This is a genomic window from Clostridium liquoris (assembly GCF_002995785.1).
Taxonomy (GTDB): Bacteria; Bacillota; Clostridia; order Clostridiales; family Clostridiaceae; genus Clostridium_AO; species Clostridium_AO liquoris.
The window spans coordinates 18261-44799 of sequence record NZ_PVXO01000048.1 but is presented as its reverse complement, the minus strand read 5'-3'; the positions used below and the strand labels follow the sequence as shown (position 1 = coordinate 44799).

Annotated in this window: 28 protein-coding genes and 1 other annotated feature; of the genes, 9 read left to right on the top strand and 19 right to left on the bottom strand. The window is 30.6% G+C overall.

The features are described from left to right. Window positions 1-171 precede the first annotated feature (171 nt). From CLLI_RS09245 to CLLI_RS09225, 5 genes are all read right to left on the bottom strand, one after another. Window positions 172-825 (bottom strand): class II aldolase/adducin family protein, encoded by a 654-nt coding sequence (locus tag CLLI_RS09245; protein ID WP_106063931.1) that lies wholly within the window; start codon window positions 823-825, stop codon window positions 172-174. A 29-nt stretch (window positions 826-854) separates the two neighbouring features. Continuing rightward, window positions 855-1904: an S-methyl-5-thioribose-1-phosphate isomerase gene (mtnA, locus tag CLLI_RS09240; RefSeq protein ID WP_106063930.1), complete on the bottom strand. Its 1050-nt coding sequence runs from the start codon at window positions 1902-1904 to the stop codon at window positions 855-857. A gap of 93 nt (window positions 1905-1997) precedes the next feature. Then, window positions 1998-2996, bottom strand: a complete 999-nt coding sequence (locus CLLI_RS09235) for a zinc dependent phospholipase C family protein (RefSeq protein WP_106063929.1) — start codon at window positions 2994-2996, stop codon at window positions 1998-2000. Window positions 2997-3246: 250 nt separating this feature from the next. Next, entirely contained in the window at window positions 3247-4092 is an 846-nt protein-coding gene (locus CLLI_RS09230; protein WP_106063928.1) for a TPM domain-containing protein, read from the bottom strand. Between the two features lie 2 nt (window positions 4093-4094). Next, window positions 4095-4670: a LemA family protein gene (locus CLLI_RS09225; protein WP_106063927.1), complete on the bottom strand. Its 576-nt coding sequence runs from the start codon at window positions 4668-4670 to the stop codon at window positions 4095-4097. 168 nt (window positions 4671-4838) lie between these two features. On the opposite strand from CLLI_RS09225, the gene CLLI_RS09220 reads away from it, so the two are divergent. Beyond that, window positions 4839-6080 carry a competence/damage-inducible protein A gene (locus tag CLLI_RS09220; RefSeq protein WP_106063926.1) on the top strand — a complete coding sequence of 414 codons (1242 nt, stop codon included), beginning with the start codon at window positions 4839-4841 and terminating at the stop codon, window positions 6078-6080. Between the two features lie 86 nt (window positions 6081-6166). On the opposite strand, the gene nth is transcribed toward CLLI_RS09220, so the two are convergent. From nth to CLLI_RS09180, 8 genes are all read right to left on the bottom strand, one after another. After that, window positions 6167-6817 (bottom strand): endonuclease III, encoded by a 651-nt coding sequence (nth, locus tag CLLI_RS09215; RefSeq protein WP_106063925.1) that lies wholly within the window; start codon window positions 6815-6817, stop codon window positions 6167-6169. Continuing rightward, a complete protein-coding gene (locus tag CLLI_RS09210; RefSeq protein WP_106063924.1) occupies window positions 6814-7515 on the bottom strand; it encodes a lysophospholipid acyltransferase family protein in 702 nt (233 codons plus the stop codon). The genes nth and CLLI_RS09210 overlap by 4 nt, the downstream gene beginning before the upstream one ends. A 38-nt stretch (window positions 7516-7553) precedes the next feature. After that, on the bottom strand, window positions 7554-8534 hold the full coding sequence (queG, locus tag CLLI_RS09205; protein ID WP_106063923.1) for a tRNA epoxyqueuosine(34) reductase QueG: 981 nt from the start codon (window positions 8532-8534) through the stop codon (window positions 7554-7556). 13 nt (window positions 8535-8547) lie between these two features. Continuing rightward, window positions 8548-9114: a serine O-acetyltransferase EpsC gene (epsC, locus tag CLLI_RS09200; protein WP_170063691.1), complete on the bottom strand. Its 567-nt coding sequence runs from the start codon at window positions 9112-9114 to the stop codon at window positions 8548-8550. A 38-nt stretch (window positions 9115-9152) separates the two neighbouring features. After that, window positions 9153-10064 (bottom strand): cysteine synthase A, encoded by a 912-nt coding sequence (cysK, locus tag CLLI_RS09195; protein ID WP_106063921.1) that lies wholly within the window; start codon window positions 10062-10064, stop codon window positions 9153-9155. Between the two features lie 58 nt (window positions 10065-10122). Beyond that, window positions 10123-10360: a binding site (T-box leader), on the bottom strand. A gap of 62 nt (window positions 10361-10422) precedes the next feature. Then, complete coding sequence (gene sleB / locus CLLI_RS09190) at window positions 10423-11130, bottom strand: spore cortex-lytic enzyme (protein WP_106063920.1); 708 nt, start codon at window positions 11128-11130, stop codon at window positions 10423-10425. Window positions 11131-11259: 129 nt separating this feature from the next. Continuing rightward, complete coding sequence (locus tag CLLI_RS09185; protein WP_106063919.1) at window positions 11260-12525, bottom strand: magnesium transporter; 1266 nt, start codon at window positions 12523-12525, stop codon at window positions 11260-11262. Window positions 12526-12730: 205 nt separating this feature from the next. Continuing rightward, window positions 12731-14554 carry a DUF5050 domain-containing protein gene (locus CLLI_RS09180; RefSeq protein WP_106063918.1) on the bottom strand — a complete coding sequence of 608 codons (1824 nt, stop codon included), beginning with the start codon at window positions 14552-14554 and terminating at the stop codon, window positions 12731-12733. Between the two features lie 169 nt (window positions 14555-14723). Here CLLI_RS09180 and CLLI_RS09175 point away from each other — a divergent pair, with 169 nt between their 5' ends. After that, entirely contained in the window at window positions 14724-16574 is a 1851-nt protein-coding gene (locus CLLI_RS09175) for a YgiQ family radical SAM protein (RefSeq protein ID WP_106063917.1), read from the top strand. Window positions 16575-16593: 19 nt separating this feature from the next. Here the strand turns inward: CLLI_RS09175 and CLLI_RS09170 are convergent, their stop codons facing one another. Together CLLI_RS09170 and CLLI_RS09165 are read right to left on the bottom strand one after the other, a co-directional pair. Then, on the bottom strand, window positions 16594-17535 hold the full coding sequence (locus CLLI_RS09170; RefSeq protein ID WP_106063916.1) for a YegS/Rv2252/BmrU family lipid kinase: 942 nt from the start codon (window positions 17533-17535) through the stop codon (window positions 16594-16596). A 362-nt stretch (window positions 17536-17897) separates the two neighbouring features. After that, window positions 17898-18326 carry a CBS domain-containing protein gene (locus CLLI_RS09165; RefSeq protein WP_106063915.1) on the bottom strand — a complete coding sequence of 143 codons (429 nt, stop codon included), beginning with the start codon at window positions 18324-18326 and terminating at the stop codon, window positions 17898-17900. A gap of 204 nt (window positions 18327-18530) precedes the next feature. On the opposite strand from CLLI_RS09165, the gene pssA reads away from it, so the two are divergent. Then, entirely contained in the window at window positions 18531-19043 is a 513-nt protein-coding gene (pssA, locus tag CLLI_RS09160) for a CDP-diacylglycerol--serine O-phosphatidyltransferase (RefSeq protein WP_106063914.1), read from the top strand. Between the two features lie 44 nt (window positions 19044-19087). Here pssA and CLLI_RS09155 read toward each other — a convergent pair whose 3' ends face one another. Beyond that, window positions 19088-19417 carry a hypothetical protein gene (locus tag CLLI_RS09155; protein WP_106063913.1) on the bottom strand — a complete coding sequence of 110 codons (330 nt, stop codon included), beginning with the start codon at window positions 19415-19417 and terminating at the stop codon, window positions 19088-19090. A 101-nt stretch (window positions 19418-19518) separates the two neighbouring features. Then, complete coding sequence (locus CLLI_RS09150; RefSeq protein ID WP_106063912.1) at window positions 19519-21177, bottom strand: nucleoside kinase; 1659 nt, start codon at window positions 21175-21177, stop codon at window positions 19519-19521. Window positions 21178-21301: 124 nt separating this feature from the next. On the opposite strand from CLLI_RS09150, the gene CLLI_RS09145 reads away from it, so the two are divergent. The 3 genes from CLLI_RS09145 to fba all read left to right on the top strand — a co-directional run bounded on the left by CLLI_RS09145 (window position 21302) and on the right by fba (window position 23493). Beyond that, a complete protein-coding gene (locus CLLI_RS09145) occupies window positions 21302-21973 on the top strand; it encodes a DUF421 domain-containing protein (protein ID WP_106063911.1) in 672 nt (223 codons plus the stop codon). Between the two features lie 25 nt (window positions 21974-21998). Further along, a complete protein-coding gene (locus CLLI_RS09140) occupies window positions 21999-22379 on the top strand; it encodes a DUF4363 family protein (RefSeq protein WP_170063690.1) in 381 nt (126 codons plus the stop codon). A gap of 169 nt (window positions 22380-22548) precedes the next feature. Beyond that, a complete protein-coding gene (gene fba, locus CLLI_RS09135; RefSeq protein WP_106063909.1) occupies window positions 22549-23493 on the top strand; it encodes a class II fructose-1,6-bisphosphate aldolase in 945 nt (314 codons plus the stop codon). Between the two features lie 50 nt (window positions 23494-23543). Here the strand turns inward: fba and CLLI_RS09130 are convergent, their stop codons facing one another. Together CLLI_RS09130 and CLLI_RS09125 are read right to left on the bottom strand one after the other, a co-directional pair. Next, a complete protein-coding gene (locus tag CLLI_RS09130; protein ID WP_106063908.1) occupies window positions 23544-23822 on the bottom strand; it encodes a spore coat protein in 279 nt (92 codons plus the stop codon). A gap of 34 nt (window positions 23823-23856) precedes the next feature. Beyond that, on the bottom strand, window positions 23857-24063 hold the full coding sequence (locus CLLI_RS09125; protein WP_106063907.1) for a hypothetical protein: 207 nt from the start codon (window positions 24061-24063) through the stop codon (window positions 23857-23859). A gap of 156 nt (window positions 24064-24219) precedes the next feature. Between CLLI_RS09125 and CLLI_RS09120 the strand changes: the two genes are divergently transcribed. From CLLI_RS09120 to CLLI_RS09110, 3 genes are read left to right on the top strand one after another with little or no spacing between them, the layout of a single operon-like run. Then, entirely contained in the window at window positions 24220-24765 is a 546-nt protein-coding gene (locus tag CLLI_RS09120; protein WP_106063906.1) for a class IV adenylate cyclase, read from the top strand. A gap of 3 nt (window positions 24766-24768) precedes the next feature. After that, the gene (locus CLLI_RS09115) at window positions 24769-25653 is read left to right on the top strand and encodes a DUF5685 family protein (RefSeq protein ID WP_106063905.1); all 885 of its coding nucleotides are present in this window, start codon (window positions 24769-24771) and stop codon (window positions 25651-25653) included. Next, a complete protein-coding gene (locus tag CLLI_RS09110) occupies window positions 25637-26254 on the top strand; it encodes a J domain-containing protein (RefSeq protein ID WP_106063904.1) in 618 nt (205 codons plus the stop codon). The genes CLLI_RS09115 and CLLI_RS09110 overlap by 17 nt, the downstream gene beginning before the upstream one ends. The last annotated feature ends 285 nt before the right edge of the window (window positions 26255-26539 follow it).

Here is a 26539-nt window from a genome sequence, read left to right as displayed (position 1 = left end):
TATTTTACTCTTTCATCTTCAGTAAACCTACGAATAAATTTATCCATTTCTATAGACCCTCCTAAATTCTAAATATATCTTATAACTAATGAGTTAATGTGTCCACTTTAATTAGGGGGCCTATAGGCTATTCACTATTCATTATTAACTCTTCACTATATACAAATACAATTATTTTTGTCCATATCTATTATTATAGTACTCAATCATTTTTTGAGCATCTTCTGTACTTAGAAGATTTATATGTCCTAATATCTTGGCGCATATAAGTATTTTAGCACTTTTCTCTATTAACACACAGGATTTATAAGCATCTAACATAGTTTTTCCAATTCCTATTGCTCCATGATTTTTAAGTAGTGCTCCATTTCTATCCTTAAGAGCTTCCACAGCGTAGTCAGCTAATTCATCGCTACCAGGAAGGGCATATTTCGCTACTCTTATATCCCCACCTATATGCTGAACCATATCCTCTACCATCATTGGTATGGTAACCCCTGCAACAGCACAAGCCGTAGCACAAGTACTATGAGTGTGAATTATAGCATCTACATTATTAATAGATTTATATATCTTTATATGCATTTTTAATTCAGATGTAGGATTCCTATGTCCTTCTACTATATTGCCTTCTCCATTAACAATAACCAAGTCTTCAGACTTAGTTTTTTCATATTCCATTCCTGATGGAGTTACAAGATATAGCTCTTCACCATTTTCACAGTGTAGTCTCATACTTACATTTCCCCAGGTTCCCACTATTAACTGTTCATTATATAGCCTTAATGACATATCCACTATTTGCTTTTTTTCTTCTTCAAACACATTGTTCACTCCTTTTTTTAGTTAACAGTTTAAAAGTGCTTAGCACTTTTTATAGATATGTTGTAAGGAGGCTTTAATATACCTACTTCTGTTATTATTCCCGTTATATATTCATTGGGTGTTACATCAAAGGCTGGATTAAAGGTATCAATTTCATCAGGCGCTATCTTTTGTCCAAAAAGTTCCCTTAATTCTTTTTTATCTCTTTCTTCTATTACTATTTCTTCTCCAGATTTTAAATTCATATCTATTGTGGATAGTGGTGCTGCTATATAAAAAGGAATATTGTGGGCCTTAGCAAGAATAGCCAGGGAGTAGGTTCCTATTTTATTTGCTGTGTCTCCATTAACGGTTATTCTATCTGCTCCTGTAATAACTAAGTCTATCTTATTAAGTTTCATAACGTACCCTGCCATGTTATCAGCTATTAATGTAGCTGGTATATGTTCCTTTACTAATTCCCAGGCTGTTAACCTTGCTCCTTGCAAAAGAGGTCTAGTTTCATCCGCATACACATGGATGTTTTTACCTGAATAATGAGCATATCTTATTACACCTAGGGCAGTACCATACCCTGCTGTAGCTAATGCACCTGCATTACAGTGGGTTAATATATTAGCTTCATAAGGCACAATATCATTCCCGTATTTTCCTATATTCTTATTACATTGAACATCTTCTTCATATATTAAATTTGCTTCATCCAAAAGTTTTTCTTTAATTTCATTTTGTGATAAATCTTTAATAGTATGTAGCTTTTTCTTCATTCTATCTAATGCCCAAAATAGATTTACTGCTGTTGGTCTTGTAGCAGCTAATTCTTCTATGGCTTTATCTATAAATTCTAAATATTGTTCTTTATTGTTACTTATATTTTTCCCTTCTATGGCTGCTAATACTACTCCATAAGCTGCAGATACCCCTATAGCTGGTGCTCCTCTTACTGCTAATGTCTTTATAGCCCTAACTAATTCTGAGTATCTTTCACAAACAACATACTCCTCCTTAATAGGAAGCTTTGTACAGTCAATAAGGATAAGTTTATCATCTTTCCATTCTATAGTTTTTACTTCTCCCATAATTTTTCCCCCTATTATAGTGCTTTTATTTAATTATAGCATTTAAGCATGTAAATTCCATTGAGTTTATTAATAATAATGTTAAATCATTGTTCAATGTTCAAATATGCATTGAAAATATAACATCTTTTTATACTCATCCAAAAGCTTACCAGATTCATAGGATAGATTGGGAAAGGTTTTTATTAATTCTTCTTTGTCAATTTCATCTTCTAAATATTTTACAGCTGTATTAATCAAATTTATTCCTTTATTAATTCCCTCCATATATAATTGTTCTGCATCTCTATAAGTTACTTCTTCTAAATAACAAGGATGATTCCACTTTTTATGTTCTTTATTCAAATAATCCAAGTCATCCACTATCCTCCTTGGATATATGAATATTCTAGCTTTATTTTTCTTTTTAATTATGGCTTCTCCAATAGCAAAAATTATATTCTTTATCATATTAGGCTCAGTTAAAAATTTAATGCCACTTTTCATATCCTTATAACAATAATTTATTAGGTAACTTTTTATTTCTAAATTATATACATGATATAAAGAATCAGAATATACTTCATCTATTATTCTTGGTACATTTTTACCTAAATTAACTTCACTATATAGAGTTGTGTGATATGCAGATGCTCCTCTTTTATTTTCTAATTGTATAATACCTATAATCTTCTCTAATTGTTTATGATAAAGATCATATTTCTTTGTTTCTGGTGAATCTGCATGATATACTCCTCCAAAGTAATATATAAAGGGATGCATAGATGTATCTAATGCATAATGGGTAATATATCCTAATACATAGGAAAGTAACATATTGTATTCTTCATCGTACCTCAACTGCTTCAATTTATCTATAAGATATACAATAAAATCTCCTGTTTTATCAGTATGGAGACGCTGTCCCAATTCCTTTTTAACCCTATTATGTTTACTAGGTATTAAATTACAGTAATAAAGAAATATATCTGGTCCTTGAGATCCACATTGGTAGAATTTTATATATCCTTCTAATATGCTTCTATATCTACTACTTTCTATACCTTTTATTATTTCATTTGATGCCAAAATATGTGTCCATGCGTCCGGCATATTTACCCCTCCCGCCTAAATTACAGTTTTGTTTTTATAATTCTCACTTGATGCACTTATTATGCAAGGAACACGATAAAAAAATGTAATGCACTTTTTTAAATAATAAATAAAAAAGAATAAATAAGGAGGATTTTCTTCCGCTGCCCTACAGAAAATCTTTAATTTTAATAATTAAAAATTTTTCGTAATGTTAATGAAGAAAAATTATCCATATTTATTCTCTATTCTTTATTCTATATTAATTATATTACCAGTTTCCAGAAGAACCTCCGCCGCCGGAAGAACCTCCTCCAAAACCTCCGAAGCCCCCGCCACCAGAGGAACCTCCTCCAAAGCCACCACCGCCGCCGAAGCCTCCAAAGCCGCCTCCTCCTGGGCCGCCGCGGCCACCTCTTCCTCCACGGCCTCCTCTGCCATTCCAGAATGAATCCCAGAATAAGAAGCCTAATAATTGTCTAGTAACTCTGCCTCTATTCAATACTAAATCAATTATAAATAATAATAGTAGTATTTTAGCAATAAGCCCTCCATTTGAAGACTTATTCTCTTGCTGCTGTGGCAAACTAACTTTATCATTTTTTTCTAGCTTTACATTGTATTCCTTAGCTATAGCATCTGCAAAAGCTGAATATGATTCCTTTATTCCCTTATCATATTCTCCCTTTTGAAACGCTGGTTTAAAAAGGCTTTCCATTACCTGATCAGTATATATATCTGGCACAGCTCCTTCTAAACCATAACCTACCTCTACCCTTCTCATTCTATCCTGCATAGAAACTAACATAAGAAAACCATTATTCTTTTCCTTTTGACCTATACCCCATTGTCTAAAAAGAGTAGTGGCATAGGTTTCTATATCATATTCTCCAAGGGAGTTAACAATTACAACTACTGATTGAGCCCCTGTTTTATCCTCTAGTTCTTTTCCCACAGATACTATATATTCCTTTGTTTCCGGGCTTAATACATTAGCATAATCATTTACATATTTTAAGTTTGTAGGCTTTGGTATATCCATTTCTGCTTTTACTGGAAAAGCAGAAACTATTAATATAAAAAATAGTAACCCTAAAAATCTTTTTAATTTTTTCATGATTATTTACCCACATTAAAATCTACTTTTGGTACTTCTTTTGCTCCTTCACTTGCCTTATAATATGGCTTTTCCTCAAATCTAAAAATTGATGCCACTATAGAACTAGGAAATTTTCTAATAGCAGTATTGTATTCATCTACGGCACTATTATAATCTTTTCTAGCTACATTAATTCTATTTTCTGTTCCCTCTAACTGTACCATTAATCCCCTGAAATTTTCATTGGATTTAAGTTCAGGATAGTTTTCCACTACCATAAGAAGTCTTGAAAGAGCATTAGTTAATTGATTATCAGCATTGGCTTTATCTGTTACATTTGTAGCTCCACCAAGTTTTGCTCTGGCATTAGCTATATCGGTGAATATGTCCTTTTCCTGTTTTGCATAGCCCTTCACTGTTTCCACTAAGTTTGGAATTAAATCAGATCTTCTTTGGAGGTCACTATCTATATTTGATTCTGCTCTTTTTACCTTTTGGTCTAAAGATATCATTTTATTATAACTAGATACTATTGGTGCAATTAATACTATTAATATTCCTATTACTATTAATACATTCCTTAAAGTCTTGCTCACTTAAAATCACTCCTTAATTTTGCTTATAAAATATTATACACTATTGTACTTTATGAAGATATACCCTTTCAAGCTATATAATATATATTTAATAATAATTTAATATTGTGATAGAATTGTGTTGTAAATACTTTGTTTTATAAAAATTTATACAAGGAGGTCTTAATTATGACTGGTGAAATAATTGCAGTAGGAACTGAACTATTATTGGGAGATATTTTAAACACTAACGCTCAATATCTATCTAGAAGATTAGCGGATATGGGTATATTCATTTATCATCAATCCGTAATAGGGGATAATGGTGAAAGAGTGCGACAAGAATTAGATTTAGCATTTAAAAGATCTGATATAGTTATAACTACAGGTGGTCTAGGTCCTACTAAAGATGATTTAACTAAAGAAATAGCCGGAGAATACTTCCATAAAAAAATGATCCTTCATAAAGAATCCTTAGATTTACTAAAGGAATATTTTAAAAAGCAAAAGAGAGAGATAAGTGAAAATAATAGGAAACAAGCTTATTTCCCTGAAGGTTCTATAATCCTTCCTAATGATTATGGTACAGCACCAGGCTGCATAGTAAATGAAAATGGTAAGATATTAGTACTGCTTCCTGGTCCACCAAAAGAAAATATTCCTATGTTTGAAAACTATGTTGTGCCTTATCTTCAAAGATTTAGTAAGGACACATTGGTATCTAAAACCCTTAGAATATGCGGCATGGGAGAATCAACTGTAGTGACAAAAATAGGTCATATTATTGATAATCAATCTAATCCAACAGTAGCTTCCTATGCTAAAGAAAATGAAGTAACATTAAGAATAACTGCAAAAGCTAAAACTAAGGAAGAAGCATGCTCTTTAATAGCTCCTATAGAAAGAGAAATTAGATATATATTAGGAGAAAATGTCTATGGAGTTGATGAAGATTCTTTAGAAAGTGTAATAGGGAAAATGCTTATTGATAATAATTTAACTATAGCTGTAGCAGAATCCTGTACAGGAGGACTTTTATGTGGGAGGCTTGTAAACTATCCTGGTATTTCAAGAGCACTTATAGAAGGTAATGTTACCTATAGTAATGATGCAAAAGTTAGAAGATTAGGAGTTAGACCAGAAACTTTACAAATGTTTGGAGCTGTAAGTAAGGAAACTGCTGCAGAAATGGCACAAGGTGCAGCAAGAACTTCTGGAGCACATATTGGCATTTCAACTACTGGCCTTGCAGGCCCTGGGGGTGGAAGTGCAGAGAAACCTGTTGGACTTGTTTATGTTGGTCTTTATATGGATGGAAAAGTCTATGTTAAAGAGTTAAATTTATCTGGAGATAGGCAGTCCATAAGGAACAGAACTGTTACTATTGCATTGGACTTCTTAAGAAGAAAACTTATTTCAAATAGTAAATAAAAAATAAATTAGGTAAGAACTATTACTTCTTAGCTCTTACCTCTTACCTCTTACTTATCTACAAATTAGTTTGCTTAATTTATTCTTTATTCTTTATCCTCTGGGTTGCCTGCTCCAGCAAAGTATTCACAATATGGAGCTACAGGACATTTTTCACAATCCGGCTTTCTAGCCTTACAGATATTTCTACCATGCCATATTAAATAATGGTGAGTATCACTCCACATGTGTTTAGGTATATTTTTCATTAATTCTTTTTCCACTTGTTCCGGAGTTTTACCTTTAGCTAATCCAATTCTATTAGACACTCTAAAAACATGAGTATCTACCGCTATAGCAGGTATGCCAAAAGCATTAGATAAAACCACATTGGCAGTTTTTCTTCCCACACCAGGTAATTTATTTAGCTCCTCCATGGTTTTAGGTACCTTACCATTATGTTCACTTAATATAATCCTTGAAGTTTCTAATATATTTTTGCTTTTATTCTTATAGAAACCGCAACTTCTAATTTTTTCTTCTAACTCTTCTTCTGAAAGAGTCACCATCTTTTCTGGGGTATTATATTCCTTATACAAATTCTCTGTAACTACATTTACTCTTTTATCTGTACATTGAGCAGATAATATAGTAGATACAAGTAATTCATAAGGAGAATTAAAATTTAAAGCACATTTAGCATTAGGATAAGTTTCACTTAATATTTTCAATACTTTATTTATATTCTCTTTGTTCATATTTTATAAACTCCTTGATATTCTTTAGGTAAAAGTGCTGCTATACTTCTCATCATATAATTTAATATTCTATCTTCATAATGATGTTTTTCTTCATCTTCTTCTTTTTTGGGCATATCTAAGCTTTTACCTATAGTAACTTTTACATCTGCATATTGGAATTTTTCTTTCTCCATGCCTTCTTCATTTATTGGAAGCAGCTTTTCTGTACCGGCTACAGACATGGGAATTATAGTAGCCCTTGATAGTTTCTGTATTAAAACTACTCCCTTTTTACCTTCTATCATACTACCTGATCTGCTTCTAGTCCCTTCAGGGAAAATCAGTATATTATTTCCATGTTTTAAAGTTTTTATTATATTAGATATAGAACCCTTATCTGCTGTATTAGGCTTAATGGATATAGTTTTAGTCATACTCATACCTAGACTTGTAAGAGGATTATATGAAAGTTTTACTCCGGCCACAAAAGTGATGTCTTGGTCTTTTAAAACATTATTTATAACTAATGCATCAGAGTTGCTTAGATGATTACAAATAAATAATATTGGTCTTTTTATATCCTTTAAGTTTTCTAAACCTTTTACTTCTATATTTGCATACTTTTTAATATAATTATTTAAGATTTTTTCCGAAAGAAAGACTACAAGTCCCTTTGGAAGATGAGATATAATCTTAACCACAGTAGGAGAAATCATAAACCGCTCCACCTTTCATAAAACAATGTATACTTAAATTATAGTTTGTGCAATTGTAAAAGTCTACTATAATAATCCTTTACATAAGGTGAATTAAAGTGCTTTACTCCCACCTTATAGTTTTCTGCTTTTTCAAATACATTTATTAGAGCATTTCTTATAAGAATGTTCTTTCCTCTCCATCCACAGGAAGTTAATGCATATTTATCCCTGAAGGTTTTATTATCCATATTAATTAATTCTTCTATATTTACTTCCTCCATAAATGGGAAGGGCTCAAATGCTTCTATAGTAGATAAGCTTGCCTTTTTGTTATATGGACAAACCCCTTGGCAGGTGTCACAGCCAAAGAGTCTTCCCTGCAATTTATGAAACCAACTATTCTCTATATCCTTCTTTTGCGTTATATATGATAAACATATATTAGAATTATTTTCATGTTCACCTATTGAATTAGTTGGACATGCTTTCAAACATAAATTACATTCCCCACATTTACGCCTTAAAGGATTATCTTCATCTAATTCTAAGTCCGTAATTATTTCTCCTAGGAAAACATAAGAGCCATATTTTTCAGTTATAAGCATATTATTTTTACCTATAAATCCTATTCCACAAAGACTAGCTATATATCTTTCAGGCAAAGCATTACTATCTACAAAATACTTAGCTTTTCCTCCTAAAAACTCTATAAAAGCACAGATTTTTTTTAAATGCTCGGTAACTACTAAATGATAGTCCCTACCCATAGTATACTTAGAAAAATAAAACTTATTATTGAAATTTTTGTTAAATACATAAGGAAAGGCAATGGATATTATTGCCTTTCCTTCTCTCATATAAATATCAGGGTTTATTCGCTTTTGGATATCCTTTTCCTCAAATTCATTTTCTTGTCCCTTACTTTTTCTTAAATAAAAATATTCTTCTAATCCTTTAAATTTTCTACAGGAAGTAAATCCAAGGTTATCTAGCCCTAAATTATTACAATATTTAATTATTTTTTCTTTGTTGTCCATATCCTCAACTCCATTAAAATCCCTTTGCTATTGTTCTATACTCATTCATCTCTATTACTTCGTTATTATTACATTTAACCACCTTAGCTGGTATACCTACTGCTGTGCAATTAGCAGGTATATCCTTTAATACTACTGCATTAGCTCCTATTTTAACATTATCTCCAAGATTTATGGGCCCTAATACTTTTGCTCCACTTCCTATTATTACATTATTGCCTACAGTAGGATGTCTTTTCCCTTTATTTTTACCCGTACCTCCTAAGGTTACCCCATGATACATAGTTACATTGTCTCCTATTTCAGCAGTTTCCCCTATAACTACTCCCATACCATGGTCTATAAATAAACCTTTGCCTATTGTGGCTCCTGGGTGTATCTCTATACCAGTAAAATGTCTTGATATCTGAGATATAAGTCTTGCCATAAAGAATAACTTGATTTTGTAAAAAAAATTAGCTATTCTATGATTTATTATAGCGTGAATGCAAGGGTAAAGTAGAAAAACCTCTAGTCTATTTCTTGCTGCAGGATCATTTTTCATTACATTATCTATATCATATTTTAAATTCTTAAACATACTAACCTCCAATTTTAATAACATTTAACAATCTTTAATTATTCATATATTCCTGTAGATAAGTATTTTTCTCCTCCATCTGCAGCAACAGTTACTATTTTTTTCCCTTTTCCCAATGCCTTAGCCAAGGTTATAGCTACTGAAATATTAGCACCAGAAGATATTCCCACTAGTATTCCTTCTTCTCTCCCAACAAGTTTTGCATATTTGAAAGCTTCTTCATCTGAAACTGTTATTACCTTATCTACTATTTCCTTTTTATATATGCTTGGTATAAAGTTAGCCCCTATTCCCTGTATGCCATGAGGTCCAGCTTCTCCCCCTGATAATAAAGGTGATTTAGCAGGCTCTATGGCTATTACTTTTACATCCTTTTTTACTTCCTTTAATCTTTTGCCTATACCTATAAGAGTCCCCCCTGTACCTACAGAGGCTAAAAACATATCCACATCAGGAACATCCTTTAGGATTTCTTCCGCAGTAGTTTTATAATGCTTTTCTGGGTTTGCTTCATTATCAAACTGTTGTGGTATATAAAAGCCTTTTTTGCCTTTAACAATTTCCTCTGCCTTTTCTATAGCACCCTTCATTCCAAGCCTTCCTTCAGTAAGTATTAACTCAGCCCCATAAGCCTTTAAAATACTTCTTCTTTCTATACTCATGGAATCAGGCATTACAATTATAACCTTGTATCCTTTAAGTCTTCCCACAATTGCTAGTCCTATTCCAGTGTTTCCACTGGTTGGTTCTACTATAGTATCACCTGGGTTTAATAATCCTAAATCTTCCGCTTTTTCTATCATTCCTAGGGCTGTCCTATCCTTTATGCTTCCACCGGGATTTTGCTTTTCTAGTTTTACGTAAACCTCTGCCATACTTTCATCAACTATATGGCTCAACTTTAACAATGGAGTATTGCCTATCATTTCTATTACATTATTATATATCATTTAATATTCCTCCTTAAGCATATAATTTCAAACTACACAAAAAACTTCGTCTCCAAAATATAGAGACGAAGTTATAACTTCGCTATTCCACTCTACCAAAAACAAGGTACTGAACTAACCTCAAGCACAAGCCAATGCTCTATCACTATAACGGGTGATACCGATGCAGCCTACTTAATTCGGTGCACTACTCCAGAGGGCACTTCACATAAACTCCCTATAAGAATCCTCTCAGCATATTAGATTCCCTCTCTGTATATTTTATATATGCTACTCTTCTCTTTCAATGTATTTCAGACTAATTTAGTATGATTTATATAATCTTATTATATTCAATATTTTAAATTTGTCAACCCTCTTATTTACAAAATCTGTGTTTTCCAATAATTTTTATTAGGGGTCTAGACCATATCCAAGCACTAGTTGCTGTATCAGGATTAAAATAATATATGGCTCCCCCTGAAGGATCCCATCCATTCAAAGCATCTGTTGCAGCCTTCACACTAGTCTGCTCTAATGCAGCATTTATCTGACCATCCGATACTGCTGTAAAAGCTCCTGGTTGATATATAACTCCTGCTATGGTGCTTGGGAATCTTGAATCTCTTGTTCTATTAAGTACTACAGCCCCTACAGCTACCTGCCCTTCATAAGGCTCCCCTCTTGCCTCTCCATTAATAAGTCTAGCAAGCAAATTTATATCCTGATTGCTAGTATTATAATTGCTATTGCCACTGGCATTAGTAGGTCCTTCATATATTCCCAAAGCCTCTAAAGTTTGACTTCCAACTACTCCATCTACTTTTAGCCCATTGGTAGACTGAAACTTTCTAATAGCAGTATATGTTTGATAGCCATATACACCATCTATACCTCCACTATAGTATCCCCAATTTTTAAGCTTTTTTTGTATTTCATATACCGTTCCTCCATTAGAACCATAATAATAAGTGACAACATTTAGTGCATAGTTATAGGGAGCAAAGTATATGTACAGGCTAAAATAAGTTATAAGTGCTATCATCATATAAAGTACAACTTTTCTAAATGAAAATTGTTTTTCCATGTTCATACACTCCTCAGTTGGTAATAATGTATCTCCGTTTATTTTTACCTAAGAGAAGAAAAAAATACATAAAAAAACTATGTTGCATTAAAAATTATTTCATTCTTATGTAACATAGTCTTAATTAAATCATATTGCTTTTTTAAACCTTTTTCTCCAAGTTGGAGCTAAAACATCTTCAATAATATCATTAATAACTACTATCCCGCACAACTTATCTTCATCATTTATTACAGGTATGGATAAAAGATCATATTTGATTGCTATTTCTACTGCATCATCTATGCCTTGATTATCCTTGATATTAATTAAATCCTCCTGCATTATATCAAATAATCTTTTATCTGGAGAAGATATTACCAAATCTCTAAGGGATACTGTGCCTTTTAATTTTTCATTTTCATCTACAATATATACATAATGCATTACTTCATCATCAGGCTTTATATCCCTTAAAAGTTCTATGGTTTCTCCAGCTGTAATATTTATATTAAATGATATAAAATCTTTGTTCATTATACTGCCTACAACCTTTTCTTCATATTTCATAAGAGTTCTTACTTCTTCTGCGTCTTCTTTTTCCATAGTCAAAAGAATTTTTTCTGCTGTTTCTTCATCCACTTCATCTAGTATGTCTGCAATCTCATCATTAGGCATGCTTTCTAAGACTTCTGTTCTCTTTGATTGACTTAGATTTTCCAAAATATCTGCCTGTATTTCCGGTTCAATTTCTTCTAATATATTAGCTGCTAAATCTTCATCAATTGTTTCAAATACTTTTTTTCTATATTTTGTATCCATTTTCTCTAATATATCTGCTAGATCTGCAGGATGAAGCTTTGATAACTTTTGATAAGGCACAGAAAGCTTTAAGCTGTCATTTATCATCTCTATAGATTCCACGTTATCCCACATAATTATACTATCTTTAGGTTTTTTATTAAGAAGTTTATAAATATTTGTTACCATTGATTCAATTCCCAATCTTCTGCCTAAAGCCATTATGCCTGTATCTACCGCTATTACTTTTAACTCTCCAGCTATTTCTGCTATCCTTAAATCATTAACCTTAACTAACTTTTTGCCATTAATATCCACAATTTGTTTATCCAATAAATGTTTTGATAAAAGATAAGAATAGGTTCTTGGAATTATCTCACGAGCTCCCTTTACTTTTATAGACATCTTTCCATTATCATCTTGATAAAAACTTATATTTTTAAATTCATAATTAAAAATTTCTCTGTCTTTTTTTAACTTATAGCCTATAACCCTTGGCAAACCATCTTCTGTAGTAACATATACATCCCACAGCTTACCAATATTATCTCCGGACTCGTCATAAACCTTTTTGTAGAGCACCTTACTTAAGAAGAAACTTCCTACCATTTCCATAAATATTCCTCCTCTTTTACGCAGAGGAATATCTATATATAGAAATCAATACTTGATTAAAATGCTTTTATAATATAAAAAGAGCTACTATCCTCAATTAAGTATTCCTCTGCTTTCAATATTAAATTTTTAAAATTTGTCCGACCACCACAAGGGCCACTTTCCATTGAATTTCACCACCTAAAAATCAACTATAAATAAATTATTATTTTACTAATTGTCTTGTTGTACCATCGGTTCTTACCCTACAGAATTCAATATCATAATTTAAGTAATAAACCCAACCCCCAGCTACATTTATCAAGGCTACAGCTTCATCACCTATTTTCTTTCTTTCACTTCCATCTATCTTTACTTTATACAATTGGCTATTATCGCTTATATTTAAATAATAAACATAATCCCCAGAAACATTTATATATCCTGCTGAATCATCAGTTACTTTAGTCCTTTCACTTCCATCAGTTTTTATTTTATAAATTTTCCCGCCATCAGAAATATTGCCATAATAAATCCAATCACCTGATACATTTATAAACCCAACAGAATCCTCTGTTATTTTAATTTTATCATTTTTATCATTTACATTAAATTTATATATATTCCCTAGAATACCGTCACTATAATAAATCCAATCTCCCACTACATTTATGCTAACAGCATTAGTATTGTCTATAAATTCCTCATTACTTCCATCTAAATTCATTCTATATATTTTATAATTTTTAATGCCATCTCCTTGGACATAGTAAATATAGTTTCCTTCAGCTTTCATGTATTCTACAGGGGTATTATTTAATTTGGTTCTATCCTTCCCATCTACGGTTATTTTATAAATATACCCTTCATTACTAACATAATATATCCAATCTCCTACCACATTTATATAGTAAGAATCATCAGAATTAACTTGGGCACTTACATTCTCATCACCCTTGGATTTAAATATATATCCGTTCTTGGTATTTTTATGGTAAATCCAATCCCCATCTTTCACTACAAGTCCCAAATTTATTATATTTCCTTCACTATTACCACCGTTTTTTGTATATAATATATCATCTATATTGCTGTCAAGGAAAACTCCTTTTCCTCCTATTATATTTATCTTTTCAACCAAATCAAGCTTAGACTTAACAAACTTTTCTGTAGTGCTTGAAATTATCTTATTAGATAGTATTATTCCAGATGAATTTTTTTGAGCAAGAGCAGAGCCTGATAAAGCATCTGGGAAGTCTTGTCCATTTGCAATATAAATATTGTTAAAATTTATATCTTCAGAAAATCTGTTTAATACTGCTATATTTGTTTCATATCTTCCTTGACCAGATAATCTTTCACAATTAGGAAATTGTTTTTCTATTGTATTACTTACAACCCCCGATCCACCTATTATATAGGTTTTTAGGCTTCCAAGGTTATTATTGGTTTTTTCCTGTAAGAAATCCATCACAACCTTAGGTAAACTATCTTTTGAAGTTAATAAAATGGGTATTCCCTTTTTCCCCGCAATGGGAGCTATAGATAAAGCATCTGCAAAACCAAAACCACTGGTTATTACTATTTCATTAAAGTCATCTAATCTTTTAGCAACATCTACAGCTGTATCAAATCTATCATGTCCCCAGTATCTATCGGTTTGAATATTTAGACTATGAAGCTTGTCTTCAATGTCCTTTGAAATAACTCCCGTCCCGCCAATAATAAATACCTTTTTTACACCTAATCTATTAAGTTCTTCTGTAGTCATTGTATCTAATTGCTTACTGTTTACTAGAATTATAGGTGCATTGTACTTAGCAGCTAAAGGGCTAGCACTAAGTGCATCTGAGGAACTCATTCCATTTGCTAATACAGCGTAATCAGATTTTCCCCAGCCATTTTTGGATATAGCAATAGAGGTCTCAAATCTATTATTTCCCTCTATACGGCTGACTTCTGCTGCGGCATATACCTTAGAATTTAATGATAATAAAGTAATAAAACCTAAAACGCCGGTAAAGATAAGTTTTTTAAGAACTTTTTCCATTTTCCATGGCCTCCCTTTGTAATTTAGAATATTACATAGTTATAAGTATAAATAAAATTTCATGGTCTTCTTAATTATACATGAAACTATCTTAGTATCCTATATATTTTCACTTAATTATGCTAATATTATAAAGTGAAAATATAATTGAAACGGAGACACAGTATAAATGAGATTAGGAAAAAAATTTCTACCCATAAATAAACAAGACTTAAAAGAAAATGGAATAAATGAACTGGATTTTGTTTTAATAACTGGGGATGCTTATGTAGATCACCCTTCCTTTGGTACTGCAATAATTGGAAGAGTTTTAGAGGATGCAGGATATACTGTAGGAATTATAGCACAGCCAGATTGGAAAGATGTAAATAGTTTTAAGGTTTTGGGTAAACCTAAGTTAGCTTTCTTAATCAACTCTGGCAATATAGATTCCATGGTAAATCACTATACTGCAGCTAAGAAAAAAAGGCATGAAGATTTGTATTCTCCTGGTGGTGAAGAAGGTCATAGACCAGATAGAGCTGTAATAGTTTATTCAAATAAAGCTAGGGAAGCTTACAAAGATGTGCCTATAGTAATAGGCGGAATAGAAAGTAGTTTAAGAAGATTTGCCCACTATGATTATTGGGATAACAAAATAAGAAGAAGTATTCTCCTGGACGCCAAGGCAGATTTATTGATATATGGCATGGGAGAAAAAACTATTGTGCAGCTTGCGGATCTATTAAGATATGGAATGACTTTTTCAAACATTACAGATTTAAGAGGTACTGTATACTCTACAAATGATATAAGCAATCTAAGAAATTTTGTTAAAATTCCTTCCTATGAAGAATGTATAGAAAGCAAGAAATCTTATGCTGAGAGCTTTAAATTAGAGTATTATGAGCAAGATCCTATAAGAGGCAAAGGTATTATACAAAAGCACAATGATAGGTATATAGTTCAAAATCCTCCTCAACTTCCTCTTACTCAAGAAGAAATGGATAGGGTATACTCTTTGCCTTATACTAGAACTTATCATCCTATTTATGAGGCAAAAGGAGGTATCCCTGCTATACAAGAGGTTAAATTCTCTATAACCAGCCATAGAGGATGCTTTGGTTCCTGCTCTTTCTGTGCCTTAACTTTTCATCAAGGCAGGATGATACAAAATAGAAGTGAGGAATCCATTATAGATGAAGCTAAGCTATTAACCACACTAGATGATTTTAAAGGCTATATCCATGATGTAGGAGGGCCTACTGCTAACTTTAGGCATAAATCCTGTAAAATTCAAGAAAAGGTTGGCACATGCAGAGATAGACAATGTATGTTTCCAACACCTTGTAAAAACTTGATAGTTGATCATAGTGAATATTTGAACCTATTGAGAAATATAAGAGCTCTTCCAAAGGTTAAAAAAGTTTTTATACGTTCAGGTATTAGATTTGACTATTTAATGTGTGATAAAAATGACAGCTTTTTTGAAGAACTATGTAAATATCATGTAAGCGGTCAATTGAAGGTTGCCCCAGAGCATATAAACAGCAAAGTTCTAAAATTAATGGGAAAACCAGACAAAAAAGTTTATGATAAGTTTTCAGAAAAATACTATGCTATAAATAAAAAAATTAATAAAAAGCAGTATTTAGTTCCTTATCTTATGTCTAGCCATCCTGGTTCAGATTTAAATGCCGCTATAGAATTGGCTGAATATATAAAGACTATGGGTTATACACCTGAGCAGGTTCAGGACTTTTACCCAACTCCTGGCAGTCTTTCTACCGCTATGTATTATACAGGTGTAAACCCTTTAACAGGTAAACCAGTATATATACCTAGAGAACAAAAGGAAAAAAATATGCAAAGGGCTTTACTTCAATTTAATATGCCTCAAAATTATAAATTAGTAAAAGAAGCTTTGGAAAAATGCGGTAGAGAAGATTTAATTGGAAAAGGAAGAAATTGTTTGATCCCTTATAGGAATATAGTGAGAAAAGGCACTAAAAATAAGGCTTTACCTAGAAAAAATCACTAAGTGAAAACTTAGTGATTTTTTATTTCATACCTTTTGGTTTTATTAAATTTCCCATTTTATTTTTCGGAGCTTTTTTTGTATTCAGCACTCCTAACACTTCTATACCTTGCTTTACACACTCTATAGTAAGAGGAAAATCTGGTCCTCTTTCTCCATCAATATCTGTGACAATATCTTCAAAACATTCTATATATAATTTATCTGTTTTAAAATATAAAAGTCCATTTACATCCTCTAAATGTTCTCCTCTTAACATTTTTATAAATAAAGGTATTATATCCATTATCATTCCAGCTTTTATTATTATTACATCTAAAAGTCCATCATCTATTTCTGCTTTGTAAGCAAGATTAAAATTACCAGCAGTCTGTCCATTAAATACTAGCATTAAATACATATCGCCATCATAATTCTCAATTTCCGAAACTACCTTTATTCTTAATTTTCTAAAATTAGGGAGCTGCTCTATGCCCTTTACATAATAGGCTAGTTTGCCTATAGTATTTTTTAAATTAATATCAGTTCTTTGTGATACATCTGTAAATAGTCCTGTACTTGCTACATTCAAGAAATATTTATCATTTATTTTACCAATGTCTATTTTTTTTGCTTCACTGTTCAATATTTGTTCGCAAGCCATTTCTACATCTTGAGGCATACCTATAAATTTTGCAAAATCATTTGCAGTTCCTACTGGTAATATAGCTATTGGAATATCTATCCCAAGTGCTTTCATATGATTAACTACATTATCTACTGTACCATCTCCACCAGCTATTAAAATATATTTATAGCTTTCATCTATATCTTTAAAGGCCATAGATAAATCATATTCCATACTTATTCTATAAGGTACTATAGTATATCCATATTTCTGATGTACCATAATCACTTTATCTATATCTGAAATTATTGTATTTTCTCCTGAATATGGATTATAAATAAATTTTACCCTATTCATAATATAACTCTCCTAGCTCTAATAATATACATAACTATTATATCATTTAATATGACCTATGTCACTAAAGAGAAAATTGTAGCAATCTTCCCTTTGGTTGAGAGTTGAGAATTGACAGTTAAGGATGCTTTTTTGACCTTAACACTGCAAAAAAGCTTTAAATTACGAATAAGAAGGAACAAATAAGAAATAATGAGGTTTTCCTAACAAGAAAAGCCCCATTATTTCTTATCTTACCCTTAAGGTAAAATTACCCTATTTATTATTTTTTATTTATTATTTAAAAAATGTTCATAATTAAAAGTTTTTCGTAGCGGCAGCAAAGAAAAATTCTCCTTAACTGTCCACTGTCAATTGTCAGCTTAAATGTTAGGCGTACTAGGTTCAGAAATTTCACTTAGAGCTTTACCTGCGTTATGACCTAAGTTTGGTTCCACGGAAATGTCTCCTAAGGAAACTATACCTACCAAATTATTATTCTCTACTACTGGCAGTCTTCTAATTTGCCTTTCACTCATTATTCTAGCCGCTTCTTGTGCATCTATTTCAGGACTTACTATGACAGGATTAGATGTCATTATATCCCTTACTGTCTGCTTTTGCACATTTTCTCCTTCCGCTGTGGATCTTAAAGCTATATCTCTATCTGTAATTATCCCTATTACCTTTTCTCCATTGCATACAGGAAGAGAACCTATATTATGCTCTTTCATTAGTTGAGCTGCATGTTCTACAGTATCTTCTACATTTAGACTAGCTATGCTCTTTGTCATTATCTCTTTTACTCTCATTAATATCACCTCTAAAATATTTTGCCCATAAAAATGCTTTAATATTAAAACAATAACATGATATACATTAAATAAAATACAAAATTTCCATAAAAAAATTATAATTTATATTAAATTTATATGAATTATGAGTTATAATATAATATAAGTATATTATCAGATTTATTCTGATTTTATTTATTAATTTTTAGGAGTGATATTTTAATGGCAAAAAATGCTGTTCCAAACATTTTTACTTTAGGCAATTTGTCCTGCGGCATATTATCTTTAATGATGACCTTTCAAGGTGAATATAAAGCCGCTTCTCTTTTTATATTATTAGCTGGATTAATGGACAGATATGACGGAAGAGTAGCTAGATTTTTAAATGTTTCTAGTGAATTAGGAAAAGAGTTAGATTCTCTTGCAGATTTAGTTTCTTTTGGAGTAGCTCCCTCCATTTTAGTTTTTAATATTTACAATTTTTCCCAATTAGGTCTAATAGGTTATTTATTAGTATTATTATTCCCACTATCAGGAGCATATAGGTTAGCAAGATACAATATCACATCTTTTGATGGAATATTTACTGGAATTCCAATAACAGTAGCAGGTATGCTTATGGCTCTTTATTCATTATTTACTATGAATAGAATTTCCAATCCAGTACTTACAATATTATTAGTGGTTATGTTTTCATACCTTATGATAAGTAAGGTAAGATTTAAAAAGGTTTAAAAATAAAGAATAACCCTTGTTATTAATACCATAGGGTTATTCTTTTAATCCTTAAATTTTAATTCCTCATCTATTTCCGTTTCTATATATTTTGATTGAATCTTGCCTTCTATTAATTGCGATTTCATTTCACAATAATCCATATATCCATAAGATGTCTTTTCCAATACTTCTATTATTTCATCTATTACCTCTCCTAATTCATTTGCTCTCTTTAAAGCATGCTTCACATCATTTTTTTTTGACAAAGCTATGGTATTTAATTCTCCTGCTCCTCCAATTAATAATCTATATGAGTTTACTAATTTTGCAAGAAGTTCTGCCAAATTGTTAATATCTCCATAATACTCTTGAACTAATTTCCTATGGTTCATATTATCCACCACATATTATAAATGATATTTTCTATTTATCTATATGGAAGGGAAATAAAGTTTATGACTTAATAAAACTACAATCTTTATATTGAATGAATTTAATATTTGTAGAAACAACTTCCTCCAATAAATTCCCTTAATATTGAATTGTCTGGTACAAAATCTGTATTTACATCTTTAAAAAAGTGTAAAAAGCTCTTAAGTCTCAATGCCTCATAATATACAGGACTAGAATGTTCTATCTTGTTCAGCTCATCTAATGCAAATCTTTTTAACACACACAATTCATATACTAAAGTAGAGTTAAACATAACATCTGCATTTTCCTGAAATACAAATATATTTTTTTCCTCTCCTCTTCTTATAGAAGGCCACATTTTTAAAGTTTCTTCTCCACCATAGCCTCTGGATAAATAATCCCTAACTATTCTTCTTATTATTCTCACATCTGTTGTGGCTATTCTATTATGGTTATCAAGATTTAATTGAGTTAGTGCACTTATATATATTTTAAACTTATTTTTCTTTGGTATTGAAGAAGTAAGTATTTCGTTTAATCCATGTATACCTTCTACTATTAATATACCATTTTTAGGTAACTTAATCTTATTCCCATTCCATTCTCTTTTCCCTGTTTTAAAATTGTAGCTAGGTATCTCTGTTTCTCTTCCCTGAAGTATGGATTGAAGGTTTTTATTAAATAATTCTAGGTCCAGTGCATATATAGACTCAAAATCGAATTCTCCATTTTCATCCTTAGGGGTGTGTTCCCTATCTACAAAATAATCATCTAAACCTAAAGGCATTGGCATTAGTCCATTTACCCTTAGTTGTATACCCAACCTTCTTGCAAATGTAGTTTTCCCTGAAGAAGATGGCCCGGCAATTAATACTATCTTCACATCTTTTCTTTCACTAATCATATCTGCAATGTAAGCTGTCTTTTTCTCATGAAGAGCTTCTGCTACCCTTATTATTTCAATAATATCTTTATTTTCAACTTTATCGTTTAGTGACCCTACATCTGCTACTTCTAATATATCTCCCCATTCCTCTGTTTCTTTAAATATTTTAGCCAATTTTTTATGCTCTATAAATTTTGGTATTTCCATTGGATTACTTTCTTCTGGATATCTTAGTAAAAATCCCGGTTCATAGCTTATTAGGTCAAAAAACTTTAATACGCCTGTAGAATACGCCATAGAACCATAGAAATAATCATATCTGCCATCCAATTCATAAAGTTTTACTTCATCAGAATCCACATATTTTAAAAGCCTTATTTTATCCTCCATATTATAGCCCTTAAATATTTCAATAGCCTTTGCCTTTTCTACACTTATCTTATTTATAGGTATATCCTTTTGAATTATTTCCTTCATCTTTTCCTTTATGTTTTGTATATCTTCTTTGCTTAGCTTGTCATTTTTATATATTTCACCATAAATGCCCTTGCTTAGTGAATGTTCTATTGAAATTCTAGCCTCAGGAAAAAGGTCAAAAACAGCTTTTATCAATACAAACTGTAATGTTCTAACATAAGCTTTCATCCCTATGTCAGTTGAAATATCAATTATATCAAACCTTCCACCCTGTTCTAAATTACAACTTAATTCATATATGTCATCATTTAATTTGCCTAATACTACGGGTATATTATGTTCTAAGGAATTTTCCTTTACAATATTATGCAAGGATGTTCCCTCATCAACCCAAATACTTTTTCCGTCCTTTAGTATAAGTTTTAATTTTTTCATGTTATCATCCCCCATATTTTAGTAAGTCTAATACTATTATACTTTAATTTTAAAAAATTAGCCTATATCACTAATAATTTTTTGATTTTTGAAAAAAATATACTCTATAGAAGGAGTGATTTTTTTGTTTACTGTATTAATTAGAACTGCAATACTATATCTTCTAGTCATAATTACCATGAGATTAATGGGAAAAAAACAAATTGGTCAATTAGAACCTTTTGAACTTGCCATAACCATAATGATATCTGAACTAGCTGCTTTGCCAATGCAGGATACACGCATACCGTTGATTCATGGTGTTATACCTATACTAACTTTATTGCTATTACAAACCATAGTTTCCTTACTTCAACTTAAAAGTATAAAGATGAGGGCTTTAATAAATGGCACACCAAGTGTATTGATTAAAAATGGTCAGTTAGATATTAAGGAACTAAAATCCCAAAAATTTAATATAAATGATTTAATGGAGGAACTGAGAATCAAAGGATATTATAACATAGAGGATATAGAATATGCTATTTTAGAGACCAGCGGTCAAATATCTATAATATCTAAAACAGAACTAGATTATGCAACTAAAAAGGATATGAATGTTAAATGTACTCAAGATACCTTACCAGTTACCTTGATAATAGATGGTAAGGTAATTTATGAAAATCTAAAACTTATTAAACAAGATATGAATTGGTTAAAGAAAAATCTTAATAAAAATAATATAAATGATATTAATGACGTATTTATAGCCTTGTTAGATTCTCAAGGAAAATTTTATTACCAAAAAAATAAATAGAATTAATATGGAAAAGGTGGTTAATATGAAAAATGAATTAATTTCTGTTGGTATTTTTATATGCATGATACTTGCAATAATTTTTTCCATTAATTATCTAGATAAGACATATGCTTCTATAGAAAAATTGAATATACAATTAGAACAATCTATAGAAAAGGAAGATTGGAGCAAATCAGATATGTTACTTAAGGAAATGTCCAATGAGATGGAATCTAATTCTAGTAAAGTATCTATCTTTGTAAATCATGCAGAAATAGATAATATTAATACTGAATTTAGTAAATTAACACAATATGTGAAATACCATAACAAAGAAGAAGCTATGGCTAGTCTTTATGCTGTAAAATTCTTCTTTGAACATACACTTAAACTAGAAAAAATTAATACAGAGAATATTTTTTAAAATATATGTTATATTAATAACATATATATGATATACTATTGTAAACTTATACAAGTTTTATTCTGTAATATTTTTTAATAAATGTAGCCAATTTCATTAATATGTTTTATAATATAATTATGAGTAAAATATACTAACATAAATAATATAGTTGGAAGGTGGAATATATATGGCTTTAGTAACCACAAAGGAAATGTTTAAAAAAGCTTATGAAGGAAAATATGCTATAGGTGCTTTCAACATTAACAATATGGAAATAATTCAAGCTGTAGTAAATGCAGCAAAGGCACAGAAGTCACCTGTTATTCTTCAGGTATCATCTAGCGCCTTAAAATATGCTGGCCCTAAATACCTTAAACATATGGTAGATGCAGCTATAGAAGAGACTGGTATAGATATAGCTCTTCATTTGGATCATGGTGCAAATATGGATCAGGTGAAGCTTTCTATAGAATCAGGCTTTACTTCTGTTATGTTTGATGGTTCTCATTATGATTACGAAGAAAACATAAGATTAACAAAGGAAGTAGTAGAATATGCTCATAGCAGAGGCGTTGTTGTTGAAGCAGAGCTTGGAAAATTAGCCGGAGTAGAAGATGAGATTAAAGTTGCCGGTCATGAAGCTACCTATACAGATCCTGATCAGGCTGTAGACTTTGTAAAGAGAACTGGTGTAGATTCTTTAGCTGTAGCTATAGGAACCAGCCATGGTGCTTATAAATTTAAAGGAGAAGCTAAACTTGACTTTGATAGATTAGGTACAATAACTGAGAAACTAGAAGCTGCTGGATTTAAAAACTTTCCAATAGTTTTACATGGTGCTTCTTCTGTAGAACCAAAATTTGTATCTATTTGCAATGAATTTGGCGGAGATATTAATGGAGCTAAAGGAGTTCCTAATGAAATGTTAAGAAAAGCAGCTTCTATGGCTGTTTGTAAAATAAATATGGATACAGATCTAAGACTTGCTATGACAGCTTTAGTAAGAAAGGTTCTAAGTGAAAATCCAAAAGAAATAGATCCAAGAAAATACCTAGGGGCTGCAAGAGAAGCTATAGAAGAACTAGTAGAAAATAAAATTAAAAATGTATTAGGTTCTTCAAATACTCTTTAATATTGATTTTTAAAAGGATAGGCTTTAATACCTATCCTTTTTTACATGGACTATTTTAATTCCTGCTGCATCTGATTTGATTTTGTTTTTATTTGTTGCACCTCATTATCTGCTGCATCCTTAGTTTGATACCAACCCTTTTGCTTCATAGCATCAAATACCTTATATTGTGTGTCTTCAGCATTCCTAAAATTATTTAATAAAACATTTCTAAGATTTGGACATGATGATTCTGTGATCCCTGTACTATATGCTGATATAACTTGTTTTTCTGTAGTGAGTAAATCCTGCATTAAATCTTTTTCACTTAAATTTGGTGAAGTATTCATAATTTTCCCTCCTAAAAATTCAAAATAATTATAGTTATTGATGCGATTCTAAATAGCATTTTAAATCATTAAAGTTTTGTTTATGGACATTAGCAGATGAATTGCATAAATCCTTTAATTGCTGATCTGTACAATACTGTGCATATAAATTAAATTTTTTATTCATTAAACACTCATGAGTCAATTGATCAGATATAACTTTCAGGTTATTACTTTCTATTTGTTTATTTCCTGCATTCATTTTCCTACCTCCAATAATTTTATTTTTAACTTCTAACGTTATTTATTATCCCCAACTTAAAAACAAATATTTATTTTTTCATTAAGAAATTTATGATTACCTATCTATAAAATAAATAAGTATGTTATAATCTCAATATAATAGGGAGTGAGAATTTTGAAAGAATTAGAGGTAAAAATACTAAATATAGATATTGAAAATATAAGAAAAAAAACGACGGAGTTAAACTGTGTAAAAGTAAAGGAAGAAAATCAAATAAATAATCTATTTGATTTTAAAACAAAGGATCTGTTAAAACAGCAAGGATATGCAAGAATACGAATTGTTCAGGATCTTTTGCATGATTCCACAAAATACTATATGACAACAAAAAAAATATTGAGTCAGGATAAATTTAAAATAATGGATGAAAATGAAGTAGAAATATCTGATGCCATAGAAGGGGAAAAAATATTTAAATCTTTAGGTTTAGAGCTTATTCAGTCTATAAAAAAATATAGGGAAAGCTATAAGTATAAAAATACCCTTATAGAAATAGATGTAAATGAAAAATCTTTCTGCCCATTTCCATACATAGAGATTGAATCTATAAATGAAGAAGAATTAGAAGAAGTAGTTAAAAAATTAGGGTACACTATGAATGATACTACTTCAAAAAATATATACGAGCTTATAGAAATTTTTAAAAGTAAAGGATTTTAATATATGTTTGGATATGTAACTCCTTGTAAAATGGAATTGAAAATAAAAGATTATGAAAAATTTAAGGCCTACTATTGTGGTCTCTGCAAAACAATAAAATCTAATTATGGAAACTTGCCTAGGGTTGTTTTAAATTATGATATGACGTTTCTTGCCATTCTGCTTCACTCATTGGACGATGATAGCCCTTCCTATATTAAAAAACATTGTATAGTTCATCCTATGAGAAAAAAGATAATTATGGTATCAAACCCTCCTTTAGAATATGCAGCCTTTTGTAATATAACTTTAGCTTATTTTAAACTTTTAGACAATGTTAATGATGACAAGTCTATTAAAAGTAAGCTTTTATCTATTCTTTTAAAAGTTTGCACAAAAAAAACTTGTGTTAAATTTGCAAATAATATAGAATATATAGAAAAAAAGTTAGATGAATTGTACTCTTTTGAAAAAAATAAAGATTCCATAAGTATAGATGAAATAAGCCATCCATTTGGAGAACTTACTGGTTATATATTATCTTCTTATATAGAAAAAGATAATATTAATAGTGAAATTCTCTATAATCTAGGATATAACTTAGGGAAGTGGATATACATAATAGATGCTTGGGATGATCTTGAAAAAGATATGAATGAGGAAAAATATAATCCTATTAATTTTATATTGAATAAAGATAATAAAAATTATAAAGATTTTAGTAGAGAGATAGAAGAAAGAATAGATTTCATTTTGACAATGTGTGGAAGACACTGTTTAGATTGCTTAAGCAAGCTACACATAAAGAAAAATGAAGAGCTTTTGTATAATATATTACAGTATGGTCTCATGGAGAAAATGGACAAAGTATTTAAAAGGAGTGATTTTAATTATGACAAATCCATATGAAGTACTTGGTGTAAAAGAAGGATCCTCTAAAGAAGAAATAAAAAAAGCTTATAGGAAACTAGCCAAAAAATATCATCCAGATCAATATGAAAATAATCCACTAAAAGATTTAGCAGAAGAAAAAATGAGAGAGTTAAACGAAGCCTATGATTATCTTATGAAGAATGCAGATAATAGCAGCAGCTCATATAGCTCAACTTCTTATAATTCCGATTCATACAATGATTCTAACAATTATATGGACTATCAATCTATAAGAATGGATATTCAAAATGGCAATTTATCTACTGCTGAGGAAAAATTGAGCAGGACTTCTACAAGAAATGCAGAATGGAATTTTCTTATGGGCGTGATTAGTTTAAACAAAGGTTGGTATGATGCTGCCAATAATTACATAAGAACAGCTTGTAATATGGATCCTAATAATATGGAATATAGAGATGCCTTTAATCGTATAAATAATATGAATAGATCTTATAGACAGCCTTACTACAATAATAGAAATGGTAACGATAAAGGTCTTTGTCAGATGTGTACTACTCTATATTTCTTAGACTGCTGTTGTGAATGTTGTGGAGGAGATTTTATAAGTTGCTGTTAAAGAAATAGGAGATGATAATTTTGAAAACTTCTTATCTAGCCCGAGGAGGTCTATTAACTGCTTTAGGATTAATATTTATATATTTAAGTACTTTAGTTCCCACTAATAAATTATTTTTATTGATTATTGCCTCTTCCTTAATACCTATAGGTATAATAAGTACTAATTTAAAAGTAGGGATTATAAATTATATAGGCACTTGCTTACTAAGCCTATTTATTATAGGATTTAAAGGCTCGGTTTTACTATATATAATTTTTTTTGGATTATATGGCATTGTTAAAT